This window comes from Pedobacter sp. (assembly GCF_041662865.1).
Taxonomy (GTDB): domain Bacteria; phylum Bacteroidota; class Bacteroidia; order Sphingobacteriales; family Sphingobacteriaceae; genus Pedobacter.
Window position 1 is genome coordinate 39,591 of sequence record NZ_JBAZRL010000011.1, and the last position, 25,363, is coordinate 64,953.

Annotated in this window: 20 protein-coding genes and 1 pseudogene; 10 read left to right on the top strand and 11 right to left on the bottom strand. The window is 35.6% G+C overall.

Features of this window, described 5'->3' with window-relative positions; all coding sequences use genetic code 11:
• Nucleotides 1-9: 9 nt before the first annotated feature.
• On the top strand, nucleotides 10-2,712 hold the full coding sequence (locus tag WC622_RS06020) for a PAS domain-containing protein (RefSeq protein ID WP_372818250.1): 2,703 nt from the start codon (nucleotides 10-12) through the stop codon (nucleotides 2,710-2,712).
• A 42-nt stretch (nucleotides 2,713-2,754) separates the two neighbouring features.
• Entirely contained in the window at nucleotides 2,755-3,120 is a 366-nt protein-coding gene (locus tag WC622_RS06025; RefSeq protein WP_372818251.1) for a PleD family two-component system response regulator, read from the top strand.
• 27 nt (nucleotides 3,121-3,147) lie between these two features.
• Here WC622_RS06025 and fabF read toward each other — a convergent pair whose 3' ends face one another.
• From fabF to WC622_RS06080, 11 genes and pseudogenes are all read right to left on the bottom strand, one after another.
• Nucleotides 3,148-4,398 (bottom strand): beta-ketoacyl-ACP synthase II, encoded by a 1,251-nt coding sequence (gene fabF, locus WC622_RS06030; protein ID WP_372818253.1) that lies wholly within the window; start codon nucleotides 4,396-4,398, stop codon nucleotides 3,148-3,150.
• A 3-nt stretch (nucleotides 4,399-4,401) separates the two neighbouring features.
• A pseudogene (locus WC622_RS06035) lies at nucleotides 4,402-4,643 on the bottom strand (DUF2798 domain-containing protein).
• Between the two features lie 4 nt (nucleotides 4,644-4,647).
• Nucleotides 4,648-5,418 (bottom strand): SDR family oxidoreductase, encoded by a 771-nt coding sequence (locus tag WC622_RS06040; protein WP_372818255.1) that lies wholly within the window; start codon nucleotides 5,416-5,418, stop codon nucleotides 4,648-4,650.
• 67 nt (nucleotides 5,419-5,485) lie between these two features.
• Nucleotides 5,486-6,073 (bottom strand): TetR/AcrR family transcriptional regulator, encoded by a 588-nt coding sequence (locus WC622_RS06045; RefSeq protein WP_372818257.1) that lies wholly within the window; start codon nucleotides 6,071-6,073, stop codon nucleotides 5,486-5,488.
• Nucleotides 6,074-6,220: 147 nt separating this feature from the next.
• On the bottom strand, nucleotides 6,221-8,395 hold the full coding sequence (locus tag WC622_RS06050; protein WP_372818259.1) for a TonB-dependent receptor domain-containing protein: 2,175 nt from the start codon (nucleotides 8,393-8,395) through the stop codon (nucleotides 6,221-6,223).
• A 131-nt stretch (nucleotides 8,396-8,526) separates the two neighbouring features.
• Nucleotides 8,527-8,841, bottom strand: coding sequence for a DUF6660 family protein (locus WC622_RS06055; protein ID WP_372818260.1), 315 nt, complete (start codon nucleotides 8,839-8,841; stop codon nucleotides 8,527-8,529).
• Nucleotides 8,842-8,878: 37 nt separating this feature from the next.
• Entirely contained in the window at nucleotides 8,879-9,529 is a 651-nt protein-coding gene (locus tag WC622_RS06060; RefSeq protein ID WP_372818262.1) for a GDSL-type esterase/lipase family protein, read from the bottom strand.
• Nucleotides 9,530-9,537: 8 nt separating this feature from the next.
• On the bottom strand, nucleotides 9,538-9,711 hold the full coding sequence (locus WC622_RS06065) for a hypothetical protein (RefSeq protein WP_372818263.1): 174 nt from the start codon (nucleotides 9,709-9,711) through the stop codon (nucleotides 9,538-9,540).
• Between the two features lie 11 nt (nucleotides 9,712-9,722).
• Nucleotides 9,723-10,724, bottom strand: a complete 1,002-nt coding sequence (locus WC622_RS06070; protein ID WP_372818265.1) for a glycoside hydrolase family 172 protein — start codon at nucleotides 10,722-10,724, stop codon at nucleotides 9,723-9,725.
• The gene (locus tag WC622_RS06075; protein WP_372818267.1) at nucleotides 10,718-11,779 is read right to left on the bottom strand and encodes an SGNH/GDSL hydrolase family protein; all 1,062 of its coding nucleotides are present in this window, start codon (nucleotides 11,777-11,779) and stop codon (nucleotides 10,718-10,720) included. The genes WC622_RS06070 and WC622_RS06075 overlap by 7 nt, the downstream gene beginning before the upstream one ends.
• A 4-nt stretch (nucleotides 11,780-11,783) precedes the next feature.
• On the bottom strand, nucleotides 11,784-12,659 hold the full coding sequence (locus tag WC622_RS06080; RefSeq protein WP_372818269.1) for an AraC family transcriptional regulator: 876 nt from the start codon (nucleotides 12,657-12,659) through the stop codon (nucleotides 11,784-11,786).
• 227 nt (nucleotides 12,660-12,886) lie between these two features.
• On the opposite strand from WC622_RS06080, the gene WC622_RS06085 reads away from it, so the two are divergent.
• Genes WC622_RS06085 through WC622_RS06120 form a run of 8 tightly spaced genes read left to right on the top strand, consistent with a single transcriptional unit; the run spans nucleotide 12,887 to nucleotide 25,350 of the window.
• On the top strand, nucleotides 12,887-16,060 hold the full coding sequence (locus WC622_RS06085) for a SusC/RagA family TonB-linked outer membrane protein (protein ID WP_372818271.1): 3,174 nt from the start codon (nucleotides 12,887-12,889) through the stop codon (nucleotides 16,058-16,060).
• 18 nt (nucleotides 16,061-16,078) lie between these two features.
• On the top strand, nucleotides 16,079-17,731 hold the full coding sequence (locus WC622_RS06090) for a RagB/SusD family nutrient uptake outer membrane protein (RefSeq protein ID WP_372818273.1): 1,653 nt from the start codon (nucleotides 16,079-16,081) through the stop codon (nucleotides 17,729-17,731).
• Between the two features lie 39 nt (nucleotides 17,732-17,770).
• Complete coding sequence (locus tag WC622_RS06095) at nucleotides 17,771-18,802, top strand: IPT/TIG domain-containing protein (protein ID WP_372818275.1); 1,032 nt, start codon at nucleotides 17,771-17,773, stop codon at nucleotides 18,800-18,802.
• 11 nt (nucleotides 18,803-18,813) lie between these two features.
• Nucleotides 18,814-19,902 carry a phosphoglyceromutase gene (locus WC622_RS06100; protein WP_372818276.1) on the top strand — a complete coding sequence of 363 codons (1,089 nt, stop codon included), beginning with the start codon at nucleotides 18,814-18,816 and terminating at the stop codon, nucleotides 19,900-19,902.
• Nucleotides 19,903-19,915: 13 nt separating this feature from the next.
• Nucleotides 19,916-21,046, top strand: a complete 1,131-nt coding sequence (locus WC622_RS06105; protein ID WP_372818278.1) for a glycoside hydrolase family 26 protein — start codon at nucleotides 19,916-19,918, stop codon at nucleotides 21,044-21,046.
• Between the two features lie 16 nt (nucleotides 21,047-21,062).
• Nucleotides 21,063-22,889 carry a sodium:solute symporter family protein gene (locus tag WC622_RS06110; protein ID WP_372818280.1) on the top strand — a complete coding sequence of 609 codons (1,827 nt, stop codon included), beginning with the start codon at nucleotides 21,063-21,065 and terminating at the stop codon, nucleotides 22,887-22,889.
• A gap of 34 nt (nucleotides 22,890-22,923) precedes the next feature.
• Entirely contained in the window at nucleotides 22,924-24,135 is a 1,212-nt protein-coding gene (locus tag WC622_RS06115; RefSeq protein ID WP_372818282.1) for a glycosidase, read from the top strand.
• 6 nt (nucleotides 24,136-24,141) lie between these two features.
• Nucleotides 24,142-25,350 (top strand): AGE family epimerase/isomerase, encoded by a 1,209-nt coding sequence (locus WC622_RS06120; RefSeq protein WP_372818284.1) that lies wholly within the window; start codon nucleotides 24,142-24,144, stop codon nucleotides 25,348-25,350.
• Nucleotides 25,351-25,363 lie beyond the last annotated feature (13 nt).

Genomic DNA, 25,363 nt, shown 5'->3' on the forward strand with positions numbered 1-25,363 from the left:
TAACAACGCATGAGTTTTGGTTTCATTAGCAGAGGTGGCGAATGTGGTGCACTAATCCGCTCAATCGATTGGGCTAAAAATCCTCTTGGCCCTATAGAAAAGTGGCCTCAAAGCTTACGTACTACGCTTAGCATTCTGCTCAACTCTAAATTCCCAATGTTTTTATTTTGGGGGCCAGAATTAATTTGCTTTTATAACGATGCCTACCGCCCTAGTTTGGGTAATGAAGGAAAACATCCGGAGGCGATGGGCCAGGTTGGTAAAAAGGTATGGCCAGAAATTTGGGAAATCATTAAACCATTAATAGATCAAGTGCTTTCTGGAGGTGATGCCACTTGGAGCGAAGACCAACTAATTCCAATTTATCGTAACGGCAAAATTGAAGATGTATATTGGACTTTTAGCTATAGCCCCGCTTATGATGAAACTGGTAAACCTGCGGGAGTTTTTGTGACCTGTACAGAAAGCACCACAAAAGTAAAAACCTTAAAGGCTTTAAGTGAGAGTAAAGATGAACTTGAATTTGCATTAAATGCAGCCGAATTAGGCACATGGGATTATAATCCACTTACTAATAAATTTACTAGCAATGCTCGATTAAAAAGCTGGTTTGGCATTGCTTCGGATGTTGAAATAGACTTGTCTATAGCGCTTAATTCTATTGCCGAAAAAGATAGAGAAAAAGTAAACGATGCCATTTCAAAAGCTCTGGATCACTCATCTGGAGGAAATTATACCGCAAAATATACCATCATCAATGCAAAAACTGGAAAAGAACGGATTGTAAAAGCAAAAGGAAAAGCATTATTTAATGAACAAAATGTTGCCTATCGTTTAAATGGCACATTGCAAGATATTACTGAAGAAGTTGCCGCTCAAAATGCATTTAAAGAAAGTGAAGAAAATTTTCGTAAGTTAATTTTACAAGCTCCAGTAGGAATGATTATTTTGAAAGGAGAGCAACTTTTTGTAGAATTAGTGAATGACGCGTATCTAAATCTTTCGGGTAAAAACAGACAAGAATTTGCTGAAAAAACGTTATGGGAAGCGCTCCCTGAATCTAAAACATTAGGTTTTGACAATATTCTTAAAAATATAATGCAAACTGGCATTACTCATCATGGCAATGAACAACCTATCACTTTAATTAGAAATGGTCAGAAACAAACGATTTATATCAACTATGTTTATCAGCCATTGAAAGATGCAGATGGAAGCATTAATAGGATTATGGTTGTGGCAATTGATGTAACTGAGATGCTTGAAAGCAAGCGTAAAATTCAAGATGCTGAAGAACGAGCTAGATTATCAGCCGCAGCGGCAGGTTTAGGTACTTTTGACCTTGATTTACGTACTGGAGAGATGAACACCTCTGAGCGTTTTGATGAGATTTTTGGTTATAAACATCGAGTTCCAAGAGCTACCTATGTAGCGGCCATTCACCCTGATGATCATGAATTACGGTTAAATGCCCATAGAAGAGCCTTAGATATCGGGCAAATTTACTATGAAGTGAGAGTTATTTGGGAAGATAAGTCTATCCATTGGATAAAAGTTCAAGGGAAAATTTATTACGATGCAGATGGGAAAGCGTTGAGGATGTTGGGCACAGTTATGGACACTACGCAACAACGAAATGCTAAGGAAGAATTAATACGAATTAATCAGCGATTAGAAATAGCATTAGAAGCTGGAAGATTAGGTTCTTACGAGTTAGATATTAAGACAAATAAAATTAGATTTTCTGATCAATTCAATAAAAATTACGGCCTTTTAACTAAAAAGAAGTTAACCTACAATGAGCTACTTAATTTTATTGAGCCAGATTTTAAAGAGAATGTAATTAAAGCGATAAATACAGCTATTTTGGATGGAACAATTTACCAAGCAGAATATCAAATTCGTTGGCCTGATGATTCCATTCATTGGATTAAGGAATCAGGTAAAGCCCAATATGATGAGAAAGGAAATCCGCTTACTTTTATAGGCGTATCTTTTGATATTACTGAAACCAAACAATTACAACAACAAAAAGACGATTTTATCGGCATTGCCAGCCATGAATTGAAAACTCCAGTAACCAGTATTAAAGCTTATGCTCAAGTATTAGAGCGAATTTTGCTAAAAAAAGGGGATGTAATGGAAGCTGGACTCATGAAAAAGATGGATTTACAACTCAATCGTCTCACCAATTTAATTGGAGATTTGTTAGATGTAACTAAAGTAAATTCAGGCAAATTACAGTATAATCTAATCCATTTCGATTTTAATGAAATGGTTAGATCTGAAGTAGAGGAATTGCAACGTGTTACTGAAAAGCATCAAATTATAGAGAATTTAGAAAAAGTTGGATTAGTTTATGCGGACAAGGAAAGGATAAGCCAAGTAGTTACAAATTTATTAACTAATGCAATTAAATATTCCCCAGATTCTGAACAAATTGTTGTGCATACCATGATAGAAAATGATAACGTTGTGCTTTGTGTAGAAGATTTTGGTATAGGCATAGCAGAAAGCAATTTAAATAAGGTTTTTGAACAATTTTATCGCGTAAGTGGAAGTATGCAACATACATTTCCGGGCTTGGGATTAGGACTTTATATCTCTTCTGAAATTATCAAGCGTGAAGGCGGAAAAATATGGGTGAGCAGCAAAGAAGGTGAAGGCTCTAAATTTTGGTTTTCTATTCCGATACAACGACCAATTGCTTAAAAATTAACAATTTAGACTTGATTTTTTTACATAGAATTTAAGATGAACAAACCAAAAAGAATTACTGTTGCTGATGATGATCCTGGTATTTTAGATGCAGTTGGAATGATGCTAGAAATGGAAGGCTATATTGTAAATGCTACTCTAAATGGAAATACTATACTTACTGCTCAAAATGAATTACCAGATGTTTATGTTTTAGATATCTGGATGTCTGGTTCAGATGGTAGAGAATTATGTAAAAAGTTGAAAAGTGAAGAGCGTACCAAACACATTCCTGTTATTTTAATTTCTGCAAGTAATGATTTAAAACATTCTGCCGAAACTGCTGGCGCCGATGATTTTTTGGCCAAACCATTCGAAATTGATATGCTTTTATCTAAAATAGAAAAAGCCCTGCTCAATTAAACAAGGCTTTTTTAAGCAAGTTTGCCCTTATTTACTGTACTTTTTAAATAAACTACTGGCTGTATGCCCGCCAAAACCAAAGGTATTATTAAGTGCATAATTAACTGTTTTGTAGATCGGTTTACCCAAAACAATATTTAAACCTTTCGGTACTTCATCATCCAGTTTTTGAGTATTTATTGTTGGCGGAATAATATCGTTTTTAACAGACAGCACTGAAATAATACTCTCGACAGCGCCCGCAGCTCCCAACAAATGACCAGTCATAGATTTTGTTCCGCTAATAGCAACTGGTAAATCACCAAATAACTTTTTAATTCCTACTAGTTCACTAATGTCTCCAATACCTGTAGATGTCGCATGTGCGTTGATATAATCTACTTCTGCCAAACTTATACCTGCCTCTTCTACTGCTTTTTTCATACCCAAAATAGCTCCTAATCCTTCAGGGTGTGTACCTGTTAAATGATAAGCATCTGCAGCCATGCCGCCACCTACCAATTCAGCATAAATATTCGCTCCTCTTGCTAAAGCATAATCCAGATCTTCTAAAATTAATGCGCCTGCACCTTCTCCCATTACAAAGCCATCTCTATCCACATCAAATGGTCTTGATGCCTGTTGAGGAGCTTCATTATTTTTAGATAAAGCTTGAGCTGAATTAAAACCACCTACTGAGGATTCAGTGATCGCTGCTTCAGATCCGCCTGCAATCATTACTTTAGCTTTTCCTAATCTAATGGTATCAAAAGCATTGATGATGGCTGTATTTGAAGACGCACAAGCAGATACTGTGCAATAATTTGGCCCATGTAATTGGTGGCGAATAGAAATCACTCCGGCTGCAATATCAACAATCATTTTAGGAATAAAATAGGGATTGAATCTAGGTGTCCCATCGCCAGTATTAAATTCTTTTAACTGACTTTCAAAAGTACTTATACCTCCATTACCTGTAGCCCAAATTACACCAATTTCATATCTATCTTTTTCATCCATTGCTTCAAAATCAAGTCCTGCATCTTTAATCGCCTGATCACTTGCTGCAATAGCATATTGAGTAAATAAATCGTACTTTTTGATTTCTTTCTTATCCAAATAGGCTTCTATATCAAAATCTTTTACCTCACAAGCAAAATGCGTTTTGAATTTAGTGCTATCAAACTTGGTAATTGGTCCTGCAGCACTTTTACCTGCAACTATATTCTCCCAAAATTCATTTACCGTGTTTCCTAAAGGTGTAATTGCTCCTAGGCCGGTAATCACTACTCTTTTCATATTTTAATGATTAGCTTTTATCTTTTCTTTCACTAATTGTTGTACCAATTTTTCTATTACTGGTCCAGCAACTAAAATACAAGGTACTGCAATCAAATAGGCAATGAGCCACGACTTCACCCATATTTGTAAAAATGATCAATGAAACCAAGATTTACACCTATTACCGTGAAAGAAATAATGCCAGTAGTTAATAGTGCCATTATTAAGGCAAATGCTATTTTTCTTTTTAGATGAAATGACATCGTTTTATGAGTTAACACTTTCTATCCACGCTGCTCTGTTTGCATTCATTACATTCAAAGCATCAGCTGGGGAAGAAAGGAACAATTCGTATATTTTAGCGGTATCACCTACACGAATTTCAAAATCATTATTCGCAAATGCTTCCAAAAATTCGTTGGCAACTTGTGATGGGTGAATGCCGTTGTGACCACCTATTTCTGCAGAAAGTTCTGTATCAACCAATGGAGGCATTAACTCGAAAACTTTAACTGCCGTGTTTTCTAAACTTAATCTCAATGAAGTAGTATATGAATGTAATGCTGCTTTACTTGCTCCATAAGTTGGCAAAGTAGCACCTGGCACATAAGCCACAACAGATGATACATTTACAATTGCTGCTGCTTCTTGCTTTAACAATACTGGCAATAACGCTTGATTCAATCTAACAATAGAAAGATAATTCGTCAACATTTCTTCTTCTGCAATGCTAAAAGCATCTTTGCTTTGGTCGGCCAAATTATAAACCGAAGCCCTACCTGCATTGTTAATCAATACATTTAGATTTGGGAAATCTTGTTTAATAGTAGCAACTAATCGTTTTACATCATCTGCATTGCTCACGTCGGCTTGAATAGCTGTTACATTAGTTAATTTTGCTTTAGCAGCCGCCAAGCGATTTTCATCTCTACCCAATATAATTACATGGTTTCCTTGTTCACTTAATAATTTTGCTGTTTCGAAACCAATACCTGCACTGCCGCCGGTAATTAATATGGTGTTGTTTGTAGTTTTCATTTTTTATTGTTTTTAAATTTTAATTTATCTTTTATATACCAATCGGTATATTCTGTTTCAAATTTTTTTAATCGATGCTTTGGATCATTTTTTTCATGGATTGAAGCACCATCGTTACATACTGTTTATTGTCTAGCAATTTGGCAATCATCATTGAGCCCTCTGTCATTGCAATCATGGTGAAGGCAATTTGCTCTGCATCCGTATCAGGCTTAAACTCTTTATCTACAATGCCTTTTTCTATAATTTTAACGATTGTTTTTTTCCAGCTTAAAATAGCTTCTGTGGCTTTTGTTCTTAATCCTGCGTGGGTATCATCTGCTTCTACTGCAGTATTTAAAACAGGACATCCTCCTTCTGTAAATGGTGGATTTAAAAATCTCTCGTATCGTTCTGCGTAAACTAGCAATTTGTTTCTAGCTCCTTTTTGTGCAGATAAATCACTATTGATAATGTCAGTTAATTTTTTGAGATTATAATCAAAAACAGCTAAGGCTACTTCATCTTTATTGGCAAAATTACCATAGATGCTTCCTTTAGTTAAACCTGTTGCAGCAGTCATATCATTTAATGAAGTACCAGCAAATCCTTTTTTATTAAAGATTGGTGCCGTTTTCTCAATAATGTATGCTTTCGTTTTTTCTGCTTTTGTCATGATGTATTAAATTGACAGCGCAAATATATACCGATTGGTATTATCTTGCAAATTTATTTTATCAAGATGATTTTGAGCAGACAAAAGAGGTATTAAATGAGGAATCTCATCGAGGTTAATTAATGAGATTCCTCAGAAGCGATAAAATTATAATCTAAACTTTATTCCCCCGTTCATTACAAAACCATCAAGTGGAGCGTAAATATCTCTAAATTGTGGGTTAGTTAATGTGCCTGTGTAAATGGAATCAAAGCGTGTTTGTCGTACATCTAAGAAATTCTCAAAGTTAATGTAGATAGAGAAACGATCCCAAAGTTTTTCGGCCATAAAACCTGTAGTTACATAACTTTTACCGATAGAACCATCGCTTAATAATTGCTTGCTAAAAGAATATGCTTCCAAACCAATTTTCCATTTATCTTCTAATTCGTACATTAAAACTGCATTAATTCGATGTTTAGCGGTTAGCGTATTTTCCATTTTCACACCATTTTGATGTTGATGTGCATCGGTATACGTATAACCTAAAAATAATTTAAAATCTTTATAGCCTAATTTCACGTTAGTTTCTGTTCCCTTACTTTCTATATTTCCAGTTACGTTTACAAACTGATAATTTCCATTGGTAACAGCTAATAACTGTAATGGATTTTTAAGATGTGTAAAGAAAAACAGATGATTAATAGTAAAGGAAATCGTTTGGTTTAATAGCGCAGTGCGATAATTGATATCCAAATTAGCACCATAACTTTTCTCTAATTGATTTTCTGTTTTATTAATCGGCAATACATTTTTGTACTGAATTCTTTCGCTATCTTCTGTAAAAATTGTAGGCGCTTTATAACCTAAACCTCCTCCTAATCGAGAAGTAAGTTTAGGATTAATTTTAAACAGCGTTGATATTCTTGGCAAGAATGCAAAACCATAATCACTCACGTGATCTACTCTCATTCCTGTTTCTATATGTAACCAAGGATTGGCTTTCCACGTATTTTGTACAAAAGCACCAGCAGTAATTTGATTGTAATTTCGCAAAGCGGAAGAAGATAGTCCTTGTTCCTTAAAGCGATCTGTCCATAAATTAATGCCACCTATCCATTCTATTTCTTCGCCATGATTTGCATAATTTGCCTCCGTAAAAGTGGAATATTGAGTGCCATTAAATTCATATCCTGGTGTATTTAACACTCTATTAAAATAACTCAAGCTATTTTTCACTGTAAAATGTCCGCATTTACCTAAATCATGATCTAGTGAAAATTGGGTGCTAATTCGTCGTGTTTTATTTTGTTCGAAATAAGTGTGCAATGCATCAGCATCTCCTTTAATATAGTGCATATCTCCACCAATGCGATCTTCAAAAGTGGTATTTACACCTAATATTAGTGTGGTTTTAGCATTCGGATAAAGAAATAATTTTGGATTGAAAGTAAAACGCTCCGATTTAGGGATAGCTGATAAATCGATATTTGCAGGATCATAAGCGGCATTATTTTGATAAGCAGCAAATAAAGTAGTGCCCACTTTTTCATTACGTTTACTGTAAAATCCATTCAGACTTAAGCCTAATGCGTCTGTTCCATCAAAATGGAAATTTAATTCACTTTCCTTATTTGGAGTTTTGGAAATCAAGTTAACCAAGCCAGCAATTGCGCCCCCACCATATAAAGTGGATGCAGATCCTTTAATTAATTCTACTTGTTTTAAATCTAATGGTGGAATTTGTAATAAACCTAAACCGCTGGCAGCGCCAGCATATAATGGAAATCCATCCTTTAAAATTTGAGTATAACGCCCATCTAAACCCTGAATACGTATGGCGGCATTGGCTGATGTTGCAGAAGTTTGTTGGGTTTGAATACCTGTACTTTCACTTAACATCATTCTGATATCTCCCGGTTTCATGTTGGCTTTTTCTTCCAATTCTTCTCCTGCAATAAATTCAACTCGAGTTGGAATATCTTGAATGCTTCTTGAGCTTCGTGTAGAAGAAATAGTTACTGTTTCTAATTCATCCTTAGTTGCTTTCAATAAAATTGTGGCTACCTCAGTTTGAGTTAATGGAAATGTTAAAGTGATTGTTTTTTCCTCAAATCCAACAAAACTGATAGTGATTTTTTGTATTCCATCTGGAATATTTGTTAAACTTAAAAAACCTTTTTCATCAGCTTGTGTACCAATCGCTGTTCCTCTTATTTTCGCTGTTGCACCAAAGATTGGATTTTTTGTTTCCTGTTCTAAAACTTGGGCTTTCCATGTATTTTGCCCAAAAGTTAGTGTCGTTATAAATAATGCCAATATTGACAATATGATTTTTTTCATCTGTATTTTAATGATTGATGTGAATAGAATCATGTATTGATACATTGTTCTATTATTAAATGAATAATGATATTATTTTGAACTGCCATAAAGATGCTTCGACAAGCTCAGCATGACAAACTTAAATAGCATTATCCGAATTTTGGCGGTTGCCAAATATTTTTTGCCCTCTGTTCAAGAGAAAATTGATGTGTAGAAATTTCATTTTCTACTTTAAAAGTTGTGATTTTTGTTTGAAATGCAACAAACTGAGGTTCAACCACACTTTGTCCGCAACAAGAACATAAGCAAATTGGCGAACAGTTTTCTGCGCTACCTTTTGCTTTATCATGATCTACCTTAACAACTGCTTGTTGGGTAAATTCTTGGGCCGCTAATTCATCGCTACATGGCAATACCGACAGCAATACCACAAAGATTAAATAAAAGACAGCTAGGTTTTTCACCTCGCAAAAGTAGGAAATAAAGATGAATTCTAGAGCCCTACTTTAAGTAAGGCTCCATAATTTTGGCCCAAATAGCATATCCTTTGGCATTCATATGTAGTTTATCCGCTAGAAAAATATCTGTCATTATTGTACCATCAGCGTTAAACATAGCATCATAAGTATTGATAAAATCGGCACGTCTCACTCCTTTAATCATTTCAGCAATCTTTTGATTTGCTTCAACCATTAACGGCCAATATTTCTCTCGTGATGGACTTGGTTTAATAGAAATGTAAGCAATAGGAACTCTTGGATATTTTGCTCGAATTAAATCTATCAAGTTTTTAACTCGATCTACCACCATTTGTGCAGTAGCATTTCCTGTAAAATCATTCTCTCCACAGTAAATAACAACTTGTTTTGGTTGATAGGGATAAACAATATCACCTATGTAATTAATTACATTTGGCAAAGAAGAACCTCCAAAACCACGATTTAAAATTACATGATCAGGAAAATAAGTTTGTGCATCTTTCCATTTGGTAAAAGTTGAACTCCCTATAAAAAGCACTGCCTTTTTTGGGGGGAATTTAATACTATCTTGTTTTTTAAAGTTTTGAATTTCATTGTAAAATGCATCTTTCTGTTGTGCTTGTGCAGCAACAAATACGAAAAGGAATAAGGCAATTAGTTTTAAAGTCTTCATAAATTAAGTTAATTTATAGTTTTTAAGTTGTAAGTACGTATATCAATTGGTTGTAAACTTGGTAAATTGTGAGTTGGTTTATCCAAATAAAAGTAACTTGTTGCAGAATAATCATCAACTCTGTAAAATAATACACCCCCAGGTCTAAACTGCTCGTCTGTAAGCATGGGTGCAGAATTCATCGCATTTAATTTTAAATAACCGGTTTAATTTTCGCTCCTTTTTTATATAAATCTCTCGCTATTTCTAAACTAGTACCACCGAGTTCTTGGATAGTTACTTTAATGCTTTTGTTAAAATAAATTTCATCAGGAACATGATATCTATAAAATGCAAAATAACCCAATTTATTGTCTGCCACTAAACACCCTTGAAATTGATGATTAAAAGTTCCTAAACCCCAAGCAGCGCCGACATAATCTTCTGTTCCTGTTCCATTAATAGTGGGGTATTTGGTGTCTTCATCAATATACATTTTCACTTCTCCCTCGCCCCACCATGTACCACGATAAACAGAATCCGTAATTACGCCAACATTTGTTCCTAAAAATCTTCCCTTGCCTTTTATGAGCGGCAATAGTTCAAAATCTTCTCCTAACTCGCTCGTAATTTTTCTATTCCAATAGGCATGAAAATACAATACATCTGCAGTATGTGGCGGAGTTTCTAGAATATCCACATCAAAAAATAGGTTTACGTTTAACTTACTTTCATTAATAAAAAGCATTTTTACCTGCTTGCGAAATGGCATTGGGATAAAGCAATTGAACGATTTTCCTTCTGGATCACTAAAAAAAGTAGATTCAAAAGGTTTTTTCTGACCTAAACCAATGCCAAAAAAATCTCCAAATGGTACATCAACTGCAGGTTTTGTAGCACCATCCCAAAATATTTGCAAACGAATGGAGCGTAATACTTCTGGACTGCGTTCACTAATTGTGTACCACATTCTTTGCACTATGCCGTTGCCATTGTAATTTACAAGTGTTCGGGTAGCACCAGGTAAAATAGTCTCTGTAGCATGACCTTTTGCTCCATTATTTTCTTTACCGCCATTGCTACTTGCGCCACTTAAGTTTTCGAAACTGATGAGTCTAGATTTCACATTGCTCTTCATTTTAAAGAGCTCTTGTGCATTTGTAACCGTGCTTAAACTCAAAAGAATTAAGGAAATTGTAATTCTTAGCTTTACCATTTCATTGTTTTTTTAACATAAGCCGTAAGTTCATCTGCAATCTCTTTGTGTTCTACTAAAGAAGGATGTCCACCGCAGCCTTTATTAGCTTGTTTTGTAAAGAAATAAGAGTCAATATTTTGTTCTCCGTCAGCATTTAAGGTCTTTTTAACAGCAGTGATATACTTTACTAGTGCTGTTTTCAATTCTTTATTCGCCATTGGGCTAGTTAGAAAAATCAACTTTGCTTTAGGATAATAACCTCGCAATGTTTTAGCAAATTTCACATAAGCATTGCAAAATTTGGTTGAGTCTTGTACACCATCATTTTGTCCTAAACAAACAGTCACCACATCGGGTTGATATTTACTAAAATCCCATTTTATGGTATCTCTTGCCATGCTCACCTTATCAAAAACCTGTGGCATCACTATTTTTTTATCACAACAGCTATGCATTAATCCAATACCCGAAACGGAAGACAAATGCCATTGTGCATTCAAATTACGAGCAGTAGTTGGCCCATAGGCGAGCCACGCATTATGCTGATCGTGCCATTCTCCTTTCCCACAAGCAATTACACTTTCATCACTACCTGCACCGCATGTAATGGAATCTCCAATAAATTCCATCTTACGTTTTTGCTTTGCTGGCAGTGCCACTAATTTTTCGCATGTAAAGCCTACAATTTCAATATATCCATTTTCAGCTTCTGAATTTTTACAAATGGTGACTACATGATCTCCTTTTGTTAAGTTTTCGGCTAATACTATGGTATTCTCTTTTCCTTTTAATTGAATTCGGTAGGCAGGTTGATCATCAACTTTTATTTCTAGATAGTTCAGGATTTTACCCCAAATCATTTCATCGTTAATTTGAAGTGCACAAGATGTCCCATTAAATTTTACTTGCACATAAGCGCCAGAAGCCCAAAATTTTGGTTTTGCTGGATTTGTAAAATCTACTCTGCCCGTGTATTGTATATATGGGTTATCTGCACTGAAAAACTGCTCTTTATGATGTACAGTAAAGTTGCTACAAACTGTTAGCAATAAAATTGAAAATAATAGTTTCATACGATTAAACGAAAACTCTATGACCAGAAAGATTTTCTCTAAACTCTTTTGGCGTACAGCCTTTTTTCTTTTTAAATATTCTATTAAAATTAGAAATGTTGTTAAAACCACAATTGTATGCGACTTCTGCGACAGCTTCTGTAGTATCAATTAATTTTCTTGATGCATGACCCAATCTAATTTCTATTAAACTATCAATAAAACTAATGCCCGTACGACTTTTGAAAAACCGACTAAATGAAACTTCAGTCATGTTTGCTATTCTTGCAACCTCTGCAAGGCTTACTTGCTTATCAAAATTGACATTAATATATTCCATCACTTTTTCTACTCTTCGACTATTATAAGAAAATTCAGCATTGCTAAATGTAGAATCGGATAGCGTACGCATATTTCTAGAAGTAGAAAGGTCATGTAAAATGGACATCAATTCTAAAACCGAATCGAAACCATGTTTCTTATTTAGTTTGATCAATCTCGGGCCAATTGCTTGTGCTGTTTCCTTGGAGAATAAAATACCGCATTTCGATTTTTCAAATAGTTCTCTAATTACACGTAGTTGATTTCGGCGTAGAAATTTTTCATCAAAAAGATCCTTGTGGAATTGAATGGTTACTTCGTGAATTTCTTTGCCGCTTAATTTATAGGTTTCCCAAACATGTGGTAAATTAGAGCCAACCAACACCAACTCGATATCGCCAATTTCTTCAATATGATCTCCAACTACTCTACGTGCTCCACTAGCATTAGAAATAAAATTCAATTCCATCTCTTCATGATAATGCAAAGGAAAGTCAAAATCTTGTTTCTTCCTTTCGAAAATGGTGAAACAATCGCCATTAGTAAGCGGAGTAATTTCTTTTATTATAGTTGAATGCACAATAAATGATTAAATAATATCAATAAACAGGATAAAATAATATCAATATTCAAATATATAACAACTATAGCTAATTCACTAATTAAAAGAGCATAACGAAAGTTAAATAGCAGTTATTTTGAGTAAAACGAATGATGAGGAGATAAAAATATTATAAATGGATAAAATAGTATTATTTTACCCAACGCATTGAACACTACTTTTGATATAAACCAAATAAAACGCTTATGCTTAATAAACTATCTACTAATTTATTGGCAATACTTGTATGCCTGTTATCTATTACTACTTGTTTTGCCCAAGATAAAAAGATCTCAGGCAAAGTATCTGATGAAAATGGATTAACACTTCCAGGTGTTTCTGTTAGTATTAAGAACACTAAAGTAGCAACGGTTACCGATGGTAATGGCTATTTCTCATTGACCATTCCTTCTACTGCACAAACTTTAGTCATTACTTTTTTAGGAATGGAAGGCCAACAACTAGCTATTGGCACTAAAACTTCGTTCAATGTTGTTTTAAAATCTAAAAGCACTACCCTTTCTGATGTTGTAATTGTTGGTTATGGAACCGTTAAAAAATCAGACCTTACTGGTTCTGTATCAAGAATTGAGCGAGAAGACTTAATTAAAGATGCCACAACTAACGTTTTACAAGCCTTGCAAGGAAAAATTGCTGGTGTAAATGTAACACAAAATGATGGTGCACCAGGTGCTGGCTTAAGTATCCGCGTTAGAGGTTCAAACTCGTTTTTAGGAGGGACAGAACCTCTTTACGTAATTGATGGAGTTCCTTTTAATAACAATAGTAGCGGTTCTACACCTCTATCTATTGGCGATGATGAGAAACAAACTTTAAATGCAATGTCTTTTTTAAATCCAGATGATATTGAAAGCATTGATATCCTTAAAGATGCATCAGCAACGGCAATTTATGGCTCACGTGGCGCTAATGGTGTTGTATTAATTACAACCAGAAAAGGAAAAAGCGGCAAAGACAGAGTGGAAGCTAATTTTACGTTTGGACAAGCAGAGGTCTCTAGAAAAATAGATGTGCTTAATGCGTCAGAATATGCCGCATATCAAAATTTGGCTTATACAAATTCGAACAAGTATACAGGTACTGCCTACGCATTACCTTATCCTGGCGCACAGTTACCAGACCCATTAAATCCAGGAAACACTTATTATTCAAAAGGTCCACAAGATTATATAGGAAATAAAAATAATTGGCAAGATCAAATTTTCCGTCGTGGTTTGTATCAGAACTATTCTATCAATGTTTCTGGAGGTGGTGATGCAGGTAGTCATAGTTTAACTTTTAGTTACCTAGATCAGGAAGGCACCATTTCAAACTCGGATTATAACAGACTTAGTTTAGGCTTAAATTTAAATAGAAACATTAGCAAAACGTTTAAAGTAGGCACAAGTACTTCTATAGCACGCACGATTAACAATGGAGTGAAAACAGGAACTGATAAATCTGATGCCGCAAGTGCAGGAGTTATCCGTTCGGCATTAACATTTCCTTCTACCTTATCAGAACCAATAGCATATGATGGGGTCGGCGATGCTTTTATTACAAACCCTTACATTTATGTAAATGATGTTTTAAATAGAGTAAAAGGATTAAATATTTTTACTTCAAACTATTTGGAAGCAACTTTCTTAAAAGATTTCAAATTCAGACAAAACATTGGCTTTAGTTATGCTGGTAGTACCAGAGATCAATATTACCCAAGAAGTGTGTACGAAGGCTTTGCTGTTAAAGGTTGGGGATTAAAATCTGATAATGTTTGGAATAGCGGTGTTGCAGAAAGTATTCTTACTTATGCTAAAAAAATTGACAAACATAGTTTAAACATAGTTGGCGCTGGCACTTTTGAGCGCACTAATGGAAATAGCAAAAGAGCAGAAGCAAAGACTTTCCCAAATGACGCATTAGAAAATGAAAATCTTGCGGCTGGAGAAGTTGTGCTGCCAATTATCACCTACCGTTATCAATCTACTTTAATTTCATTTTTAGGTCGTGCTAACTATAGCTATGACGATCGCTATTTGCTAACTTTTTCTTATCGCCAAGATGGCTCAAGTAAATTTGGAAAAGACAATAAATGGGCGGGTTTTTCATCAGCTGCTGCTGCTTGGAAAATATCGAATGAAGAGTTCATGAAAAATGTTAAAGCCATTAGCGATTTAAAATTACGCATTAGTTATGGGCAAACTGGTAATCAAGGAATAGGCTCTTATGCTTCATTGGCTAAATTGAGCGTATACAATTATCCATTTGGTGGTTCTGTTCAAACTGGTTTAGCCAACGATTTATATGCTGGACCTGCTAATGAGAAATTGAAATGGGAAACGACTACTTCCTACAATTTAGGTTTAGACTTAGGCCTATTTAAAAACAGGCTAAATCTGCATGTAGATGTATACAAAAAGATAACCGACGATCTTTTACAAAACTTAATCATCCCTTCATCTACTGGATTTCAAACCAAGTTGGTTAATTCAGGATCAATTGAGAACAAAGGTTTAGAGCTAACTTTAAATGGTATTGTCTTAAAAAACAAAGATTTTGAATGGAACTCTAATTTCAACATTTCATTTAACAGAAATAAAATCTTAAGCCTAAGTCCAGATGTGACCGAACAATACGGCCGAAACATTTCTACTGGAGATGCCCCATTTATTCAAACTGTTGGCAAGCCAATTGGCGCATTATATGGTTATGTTGAAGATGGTTATTACGATAATGAAGCAGAAGTGAGAAGCGATCCAGCGTACAGCGGATTAGGTGATGCTATCATTTTAAGAACGATTGGAGAAGTTAAATACAAAAATTTAGATAACGACAGAACTTCAATTGCACAAAGCGACAGAACATTTATTGGTGATGTAAATCCCGATTACACCTTCGGTTTTACCAATAATTTTAAATACAAAAGATTTGATTTGAGTGTATTCATTAATGGTGTTCAAGGAAATGACATCATTAACATGAATACTAGATTTAGCGGCAACTTAGGCACCAATAAAAATATCACTCAAGAAATGGCTGATGGCGCTTGGACACAAGGCAAGGATAATACCAATGCTACTGGGCCAAAAATTATGCGTCAGTTCTTTAGAAACCTATTGTTTAGCAGAAGATTTGTAGAAGACGGAAGTTTTGTGAGGATTAAAAACATAACTTTTGGTTATAACGTTCCTCTAAAATCTAAAACGATTTCTAATTTAAAAGTTTCTTTAGGCGTTAACAACCTCTATACATTTACCAATTATTCTGGTTACGATCCTGAGATTAACAGTTATGGTGATAACCCTGCTTTATTTGGTGTAGACCTTGGCGGTTATCCAAACTCGAGAACTTATAACCTTTCTTTACGTTGCAATTTTTAACCTTATTAAAAATATAATATGAAAGCGATTTCAACATATTTTATAGCATTTGTGACTGGTCTAAGCGTACTTAGCCTTAGCTCTTGCAAAAAAGCATTACAAGAAACACCCTATTCTTTTTATTCACCAGAGAATTTTTATAAAAACGAAAGTGATGCAAAAGCGGCAATTAATGGGGTATATGCCGAATTGTACACTTATGATTTATACTTACAACCCTTTTGGAACATCACCATTTTAGATGATGACCATGTATCTGGAGCCGATTGGTTTTTAGGAACGACTGGTGCTGGAAATCCACAAGCCTATTTTGGTTGGCAAGCGCCTTGGATTGGATGTTATACCATTATTGCGAGAGCAAATACGGTGTTAGAAAATGTTCCTTCCATTACAAATATGGATGCAGATGTAAAGAAAAGGATTTTGGGGGAAGCTTACTTTTTAAGAGGATGGGCTTATTTTCAACTGGTACAATTGTATGGTGGCGTACCCCTTCGTTTGAAATCTTTATCGGCAGAAAACCCAGAGGTAAATGTGCCTCGTGCTACAGTTAAAGAAACCTATGATGTGGTCATTAGTGATTTCAAATCTGCCGAAACCAATTTATTCCCATTAGGCCATCCTAAAGCTGGTGAAGCAGGAAGAGTTAATCAGGGTGTAGCAAAAGCTTTTTTAGCTAAAACCTATTTAACAATGGCTTCTGGTGCAGCAACAGGTAACGTTACAGTGCGTGGCGGAACTGATAATGGGTATTATACTTACGCAAAAAATGTAGTAGCTGGTCATGAAGGAATGGATTCGAAAGCACTTTACACCTTAGCAAGAGATAAAGCTGCAGAAGTAATTACTAGTAATTTGTATGCATTAACACCAAGCTGGAAAGACTTATGGAGTATTGCAGGAAGAAACAATAAAGAACAAATGTGGGAGTTACAATCACTTGCAGGAACGGCGTTTATCAATAATTTAAGTGCTTATTTCCCTGCTCGTTCTACCTTCGGGCAAGGCGCTGTTTGGACTACTAATAACCATTACAACGATTACGATATCGAGGATAAAAGAGTATTAGATGGAATTACGCACAATTATACTACGTTACAAGGAACCAATATTTTTTATCCTTTTGAACAATCGGCATTGTATAAAGTAGTAAATGGGGTAACCTATAACAATAGTAACACAGCCACTTCTCAAAGAGCTTATACCATTAAATATAGCGCAGTTGCAGATCCAACAGTAGCTAATAGCGATGCTTTCTTTCCTTTGCTAAGATATTCAGAAGTATTGTTAATGTATGCAGAGGCTGAAAATGAAGTAAATGGTGCCACAACTGCTGCTTATGATGCATTGAACACAGTTCGCTTCCGTTCTTATCCAACTACTGGCACTCCGCCAGTACCTGTTCCAGCAGCTTATGCTCCAGCCGGAATGACTCCCGAGCAATTCCGTAGCTATGTATTAGCAGAACGTGCTCGTGAACTTAACCTAGAAGGGATTAGACGTTTTGATTTAATCCGTTGGGGAATTTATTTACAGGTAATGAATAAAATTGGAACTGGACAGAACAACATTTCGAAGGTTCGTGCAAGAAAGAATTTATTATTACCTCTCCCATTGAACGAATTGAATTCTAATAAAGCCATAGGAGGAAAAAACAACCTTGATTGGTAATTAAACTATTTAATAAAATCATAACTTAAATTTATGAACATGAAAAGATCGCTATTAATAAGCCACCTCGCTCTCTGTGCGATGCTATTTCTGCTTTTGGGAGCTTGTAAAAAGGATAAAGTAGTAGATACTGCACCTCCTACATTAAGCGCAGTAACTAATCTAAACGATAGGAATACGGCAATAACCTCGATTGGATATGGAGAATGGATTGTAATTAAAGGAACTAATCTGAGCACCACCTATAAAGTTGATTTTAATGGTACGTTAGCTAAAGATTCGTTAATTTATGGCGATGATAATACAGTAACGGTTAAAATCCCAGCTCAATTAACAGATCCTATCAATAATCCGATTACGGTAACGACAAAATATGGCACAGCAACCCTGAATTTCCAAATTAAACAACCACCTCCAACCATTACAGGTTTTGATCCTGCAGCAGGAAATCCAGGCGACGATATGACCATTAATGGAAATTATTTTAAAGGTGTTACAGGCGTTACCATTAATAGTGTTAATGCAACCATTGTTTCCAACACACAAACAGAAATTAAAGTAAAGATACCAGCAAATGTTACCTATGGCGCAGTTGTGGTTACCACACCAGTGGGCACAGTGACTACTGATAAAACCTTCGGACTGAAACATTTTATTTATGATGATGGCTTAAAAAATGTGTGGACAAACACCTCTTATTCTTTTACTTCTTTAGATCTCGCCAACAGCGAAATGGTAAGAAGAGGTACAACATCCATAAAAGTGGTACACAAATCATTTTCAGCGGTGAGGTTTAGATTAGTAGCAAAATTCCCAACTGCAGGTTATAGTTTCGTGAAACTATCCATGTATGGTGGTGCTGGCACACAAGGCAAAAAAGTTAGGGTATCATCTTCTAATTTAGGTGTAACTTCAGGTACGTATGATGTAATTTTAAATGAAGGGAAGTGGACCGAATATCAAATTCCTTTAATCAATATCGGAAATCCAGCAACCATCGAATACCTTACTTTTCAAGAATTTAGTGGTTTTGCATCCACAATTTATATTGACGATGTTGGTTTCTATTAATTAGAGAGTAGATGAATCTGAGAAAATTGATTATCCTAGGTTTACTGTTCAGTTTTAACATCGCAGTAGCACAAAAAACAAAAAATGTAGTCATTATTACATTTGATGGCTACCGATGGAAGGACGTATTTAATGGTGCAGATTCAAGCAATCTATTTGGAAAGAAATTCACATCTCAAGATTCGACATGGCGAGTTAAAAAATATTGGGGTAAAACCGAACAAGAAAGAAGGGCAAAATTAATGCCCTTCTTTTGGAGTACCATAGCTTCGAAAGGTCAGATTTATGGCAACCGGAATTATGGCAATTTTGTAAATGTGACCAATCGGTACTGGTTTTCTTATCCTGGGTACAATGAAATATTTACGGGCTATTCAGATACCTTAATTAACTCCAATTCACATCCTGCAAATCACAATATCAACGTATTAGAGTTTTTAAATAAAATACCAGCATTTAAAGGTAAAGTTGCCACATTCACTTCGTGGGATGCTTTTTATAAAATTTTAAATCAAGAAAGATCAGGCTTACCTATCAATTCTGGCTACACAAATGTAAAAGGAGATAAATTGAGTGATGTCCAAAAAACATTAAACGATTTGCAATGGTGGTTGCCAAAAGATTACGGAATGGGTGAAAGACACGATGGCATTACCTATTCTTTTGCCAAAGAATATGTAAAATTAAATCATCCTCGGGTATTACAATTAAGTTTTATAGAAACCGATGCCCTGGCGCATAGCGGAAAATATGATTATTACTTAGATGCGGCCAATTACAACGATAAAATGATCGAAGATCTTTGGAATTACATGCAAAGCGATCCTTTTTATAAAGACAATACTACTTTTATTATTACAGAAGATCATGGTAGAGGATATTTAGACAATTGGCAGCGTCATTATTATACAGTTGAGCATAGTAATGAAATATTCTTTGCGGTGATGGGTCCAGATACCAAGCCACTCGGAGAAATTAAAACCAAAGGACAACTTTATCAAAACCAATTTGCGCAAACTATTGCTACATTTTTGGGAGTGAAATTTGAAAACGGTCATGAAATCGGTAAAGCAATTACAGCAGTTTTACCTCAAAAATAAGCAGCATCCCTATATGAAACTACACAGGATTATTTTAACAGGCATTTTTAGCAGCTTATTTATTTTTGGAAGTAGTGCAACTTATGCTCAATCCTTAAGTGATAAACTCGCCACAAAAGAAACAGTAGCACTCTATAAAAATCTACACAAATTAAGTAAACGCTATACGTTATTTGGGCATCAGGATGATTTAGCTTATGGTGTAAATTGGAAATATGTTGCGGGCAAAAGCGACATCAAAGACATCGTAAATGATTATCCTGCTGTTTACGGTTGGGATATGGCTCGAATTGAACATGATTCATTAAAAAATATTGACGGCGTTCCTTTCAGCAACATGAAAAAGTATATTCAAGGTGGTTATAAAAAAGGAGCTGCAATAACCTTAAGTTGGCACTTTGATAATCCCTTAACTGGCGGCTCTTCTTGGGACACCACTAAAAATTCACTAGCGTCTATTTTACCTGGAGGCTCAAAACATCAAGTGTATGTTTCTTGGTTAGATAAAGCAGCCAAATTTATGGGCAGTTTAAGAGGAAGTAAAAATGAAGCTATTCCTATTCTATTTCGTCCTTTTCACGAGTTAACTGGCGATTGGTTTTGGTGGGGTAAAAACACCTCCTCTCCTGCCGAGTTAAAAAAAGCTTGGCGTTTTACGGTTGACTACTTAAGAAACAAGAAAAAATTGCACAATCTCATTATCGTATATAACACCAATGGTTTTGCCAATGAAAAAGAGTTTTTAGAACGTTATCCTGGAGATGATGTAGTGGATGTAGTGAGTTTCGATTTGTATCAATTTGAAAATCAAGACAAAAAAGCATTTGTAGATACTGTTCGATACGAATTAAACATCCTTTCTAAAGTTGCGAAACAGAAAAACAAATTAGCTGCTTTTGCAGAAACTGGATACGAAGCCGTACCAGATGCAACCTGGTGGACAGAAACTTTATTACCGGCCATCAAGGATTTTGAGCTTTCTTATGTGTTGGTGTGGCGTAATGCAGGCTATGTTCCTTCTATGAAAAAGATGCATTATTACGCTCCATTTAAAGGGCAAGTATCTGAAAACGATTTCAAAAAATTTTACCAAACAGACCGCATTCTATTCGAAAAGAGAGTAGGCTTAAAGAAATTATATTAATCACATTAACGCACAGATGAAACTACAACTCATAGATATTTTAATTCTAGTTGCTTACTTGCTCACCATGGTTCTCATAGGATTTTATATGAGAAATAAAGCAAAGCAAGATAAAGAAAGCTACCTGATGGGCGGCAAAAAGCTGCCTTGGTACATGCTAGGATTAAGTGATGCCAGCGATATGTTTGACATTAGTGGCACTATGTGGATGGTTGCGCTCTGTTTTGTGTATGGTTTTAAAAGCATTTGGATTCCCTGGCTATGGCCTGTTTTCAATCAGGTTTTTATGATGATGTTCTTATCTAAGTGGCTAAGAAGATCAAATGCAACAACAGGTGCCGAATGGTTAAAAACCAGATTTGGGTTAACTGGTAAAGGTGTACAAAGTTCGCATATCATTGTTATTGCTTTCGCCTTAATTAGCTGTTTAGGTTTCTTAGCGTATGGTTTTGTAGGACTGGGTAAATTTGTACAAGTTTTCATCCCATGGGATATCGTAAAAGACTATGTTCCTTTTCATGTAACGGATAAGTATGTACCGCATTTCTATGGTATTGTGTTTACCTTATTTGCCATGTTCTATTCTATTATTGGTGGTATGCACAGTATCGTTTTAGGCGATGCAATTAAATATCTAATCATGACGATTGCTTGTGTTGCTATTGGCGTTATTGCGGTACAACATTTACAAGGGCAAACCTTAAACGTGCCAAAGGGATGGAATGACCCTTTCTTCAGTTGGAAGTTAAACTTGGATTGGAGTAAGATTGCCGCCGATGCGAATAAGAAGATTGCAGATGATGGCTTTAGCTTATTCGGCATTTTCTTTATGATGATGCTGATGAAAGGCATTTTTGCCTCACTTGCCGGTCCTGCGCCAAATTACGATATGCAAAAAGTATTGAGTACACGTAGTCCTAAAGAAGCCAGTAAAATGACAGGATTTGTGAGTATCATTTTATTGCCTATTCGTTATTCTATGATTACCGGACTAACTGTTTTAGCCTTATTGTATTACAATCAACTGTACTTAAAAGGACCAGATGGTGTAACAGATTTCGAACGCATTCTTCCAGCAACAATTAATAACTTTTTACCAGTAGGCGTATTGGGTTTGGTGCTTACCGGATTACTTGGTGCATTTATGGGCACCTTTAGCGGAACACTAAATGCCGCTCAAGCCTACATTGTCAATGATATTTATTTAAAATATGTCAATCCAAATGCCCCTACTAAAAAAATCATGTCGATGAATTATATCGTGGGGATAGTTGTGGTGATTGTGGGCATATTCTTTGGCTTTTTAGCTAAAGATGTAAATAACATTCTACAATGGATAGTGGGTGGTTTATATGGTGGTTATGTAGCCGCAAACTGTTTAAAATGGTATTGGTGGCGCTTTAATGCGAATGGATTTTTCTGGGGTATGGCTGTTGGCGTTGGTTCAGCTTTATTAATGCCGTATGTAACTACAGGATTACCCTTATACTGGTGGCCATTGCTTTTTGTATTGTCAATAATAGGCTGTTTAATTGGCACGTATACTGCGCCTCCAACAGATGAAAAGGTGTTAACATCATTTTATAAAACCGTAAGACCATGGGGCTTTTGGAAACCTATACATGCTGTAGTGGTAGCCAAAGATCCCACTTTTGAAGCCAACAAGAATTTTAAATTAGACATGTTTAATGTCGCACTGGGCATAGTGGCACAGCTTTGCCTTACCATTTTCCCTATGTATTTAATAACAGGAATGTATAATCCTTTATGGATAACTATAGCGGTATTAACCGTCATCATTTTCATTTTAAAAAGAACGTGGTGGAACAGATTAGAAGATTAAGAAAACACGATCCTTTAAAAAACAAACTATACGAATGAAAACTATTTTCGAACAACGCATTGCTCAACTCGCTTTACATCAAGAAGAACTGATTAAAGTACCTAATAAAATGATTGAACCAGGAAACGGTGTATTCAATCGCTATAAAAATGCTGTTTTAACAGCTGCTCATGTTCCGTTCAATTGGAAATACGACTTAAATCCACTAACTAATCCGAATTTAATAGAGCGGTTTGGCATAAATGCCGTACTCAATGCAGGAGCTATAAAGTGGAAAGACAGCTATGTTTTAGTAGCACGAGTGGAAGGAAACGACAGAAAATCTTTTTTCGCAATAGCTGAAAGCCCTAACGGGATAGACAATTTTCGTTTTTGGGAATATCCTTTAGTGATGCCAGAAACAGCTATTCCAGATACTAATGTTTACGATATAAGATTAGTTGCCCATGAGGATGGTTGGGTATATGGATTATTTTGTACAGAACGAAGAGACCCTTCGGCAAGCGAAGGAGATCAATCGGCAGCTATTGCACAATGTGGAATTGCCCGAACAAAAGATTTAGTAAAATGGGAGCGCTTAGCCGATCTTAAGACACCCTCACCGCAGCAACGTAATGTCGTTTTGCATCCAGAGTTTGTACAAGGAAAATATGCCTTTTATACACGTCCGCAAGATGGATTTGTAGAAGCAGGTAATGGCGGCGGGATTGGCTTTGGTCTTTCTTCAACCATAGAAAATGCAACCATTACACAAGAAATTGTGATCGACAAGAAAGTATACCATACCGTTTACGAAGCAAAAAATGGCCTTGGTCCTGCCCCCATAAAAACACCTCAAGGTTGGTTACATTTAGCGCATGGCGTTAGAAACACTGCTGCAGGTTTACGCTATGTGTTGTATTTATTCATGACCGATTTGAACGATTTAACTAAAGTAACTCACAAACCTGCAGGTTATTTTTTAGCTCCAGAAGGCGAAGAACGTGTTGGTGATGTATCAAATGTGGTTTTCAGCAATGGCTGGATTGCAGATACAGATGGGACTGTATACATTTATTATGCTTCTTCAGATACGCGTATGCATGTAGTAACTAGTACCCTGCAACAGCTTATTGATTATGTGATGAATAATCCAGCAGATGGTTTACGTTCTGCAGCATCAGTTGAAACGATTATACGCATCATTGATCAGAATAAAAGTTTAACAGATAAGCATGTACATTTGAATGGAGAATCTGCTCATTAGCATCAAATGAATTTAACCGTACTAACCACATTTGCCAACGAAGTTGAAATCGAATTACACAAGCTATTGCAGTGGTGGATAACCTATACCGTTGATGAAGAAAACGGGGGTTTTTATGGAAAGATTGATAATGATAATGTTTCAACCCCTCATGCTCCAAAGGGATTAGTTTTAAATGCTAGAATACTGTATACGTTTTCCTCTGCTTATCAGCTAACTAAGGAACCTGCGTATTTAAGTATGGCAAATAGAGCTTTTGATTATTTAAGTGCACACTTTTTAGACACAAAAAATGGTGGTTTCTATTGGTCGATAACTTATGCTGGTGAACAATTAGATGGGAAAAAGCAAATTTACGGACAAGCTTTTGCTATATACGCATTGGCTGAATATTATAAAATTACAGCAAATACGAAAGCCTTGTCATTAGCGCAAGGTACATTTGCATTAATAGAAAAATACAGTTTCGATCCTATTTATTTGGGTTATTTGGAAGCCTTTTCAATAGATTGGAAATTGCAAGAAGATCTTCGATTGAGCGATAAAGATCAGAATGAGCAAAAATCAATGAATACCCATTTGCATGTGGTAGAAGCCTATGCGAATTTGTATACCGTTTGGCCAGATGAAACATTAAAAGCTGCCATTAGTAAATTGCTAGCTAATTTTAAGCAACATATCATTGATCAAAAAACAAGTCGCCTGCATTTATTTTTTACGGCCAATTGGGAAGTAAAATCTACCGTCACCTCTTTTGGACACGACATTGAAGCAGCTTGGCTCTTACAAGAAGCCGCAGAAAGCATAGCAGATGAAATAGAAATTTCAACGTTTAAAACCATTGCGGTGCAACTCACTGATGCTACAGAAAAAGGTTTGGCCAAAAATGGTGGCCTTTGGTATGAATACGATACGGCAACACAACATTGGATAAAGGAAATGCACTGGTGGCCACAAGCAGAAGCAATGGTTGGTTTTTTCAATGCCTATCAATTAAGTGGAAATGAAAAATACATACAACATTCCCTACACAGTTGGGAGTTTATTAAAAACTTCCTAAAAGATAAAAAGAATGGCGAATGGTATTGGGGCTTAAACGAAGATTTTTCACTACTACAAGGCGAAGACAAAGCTGGCTTTTGGAAATGTCCTTATCATAATGGTAGAGCATGCTTGGAGATCATGAAGCGTGTTACCTTTAATAAAAGTAGTTAAGCATTGGTCTTAG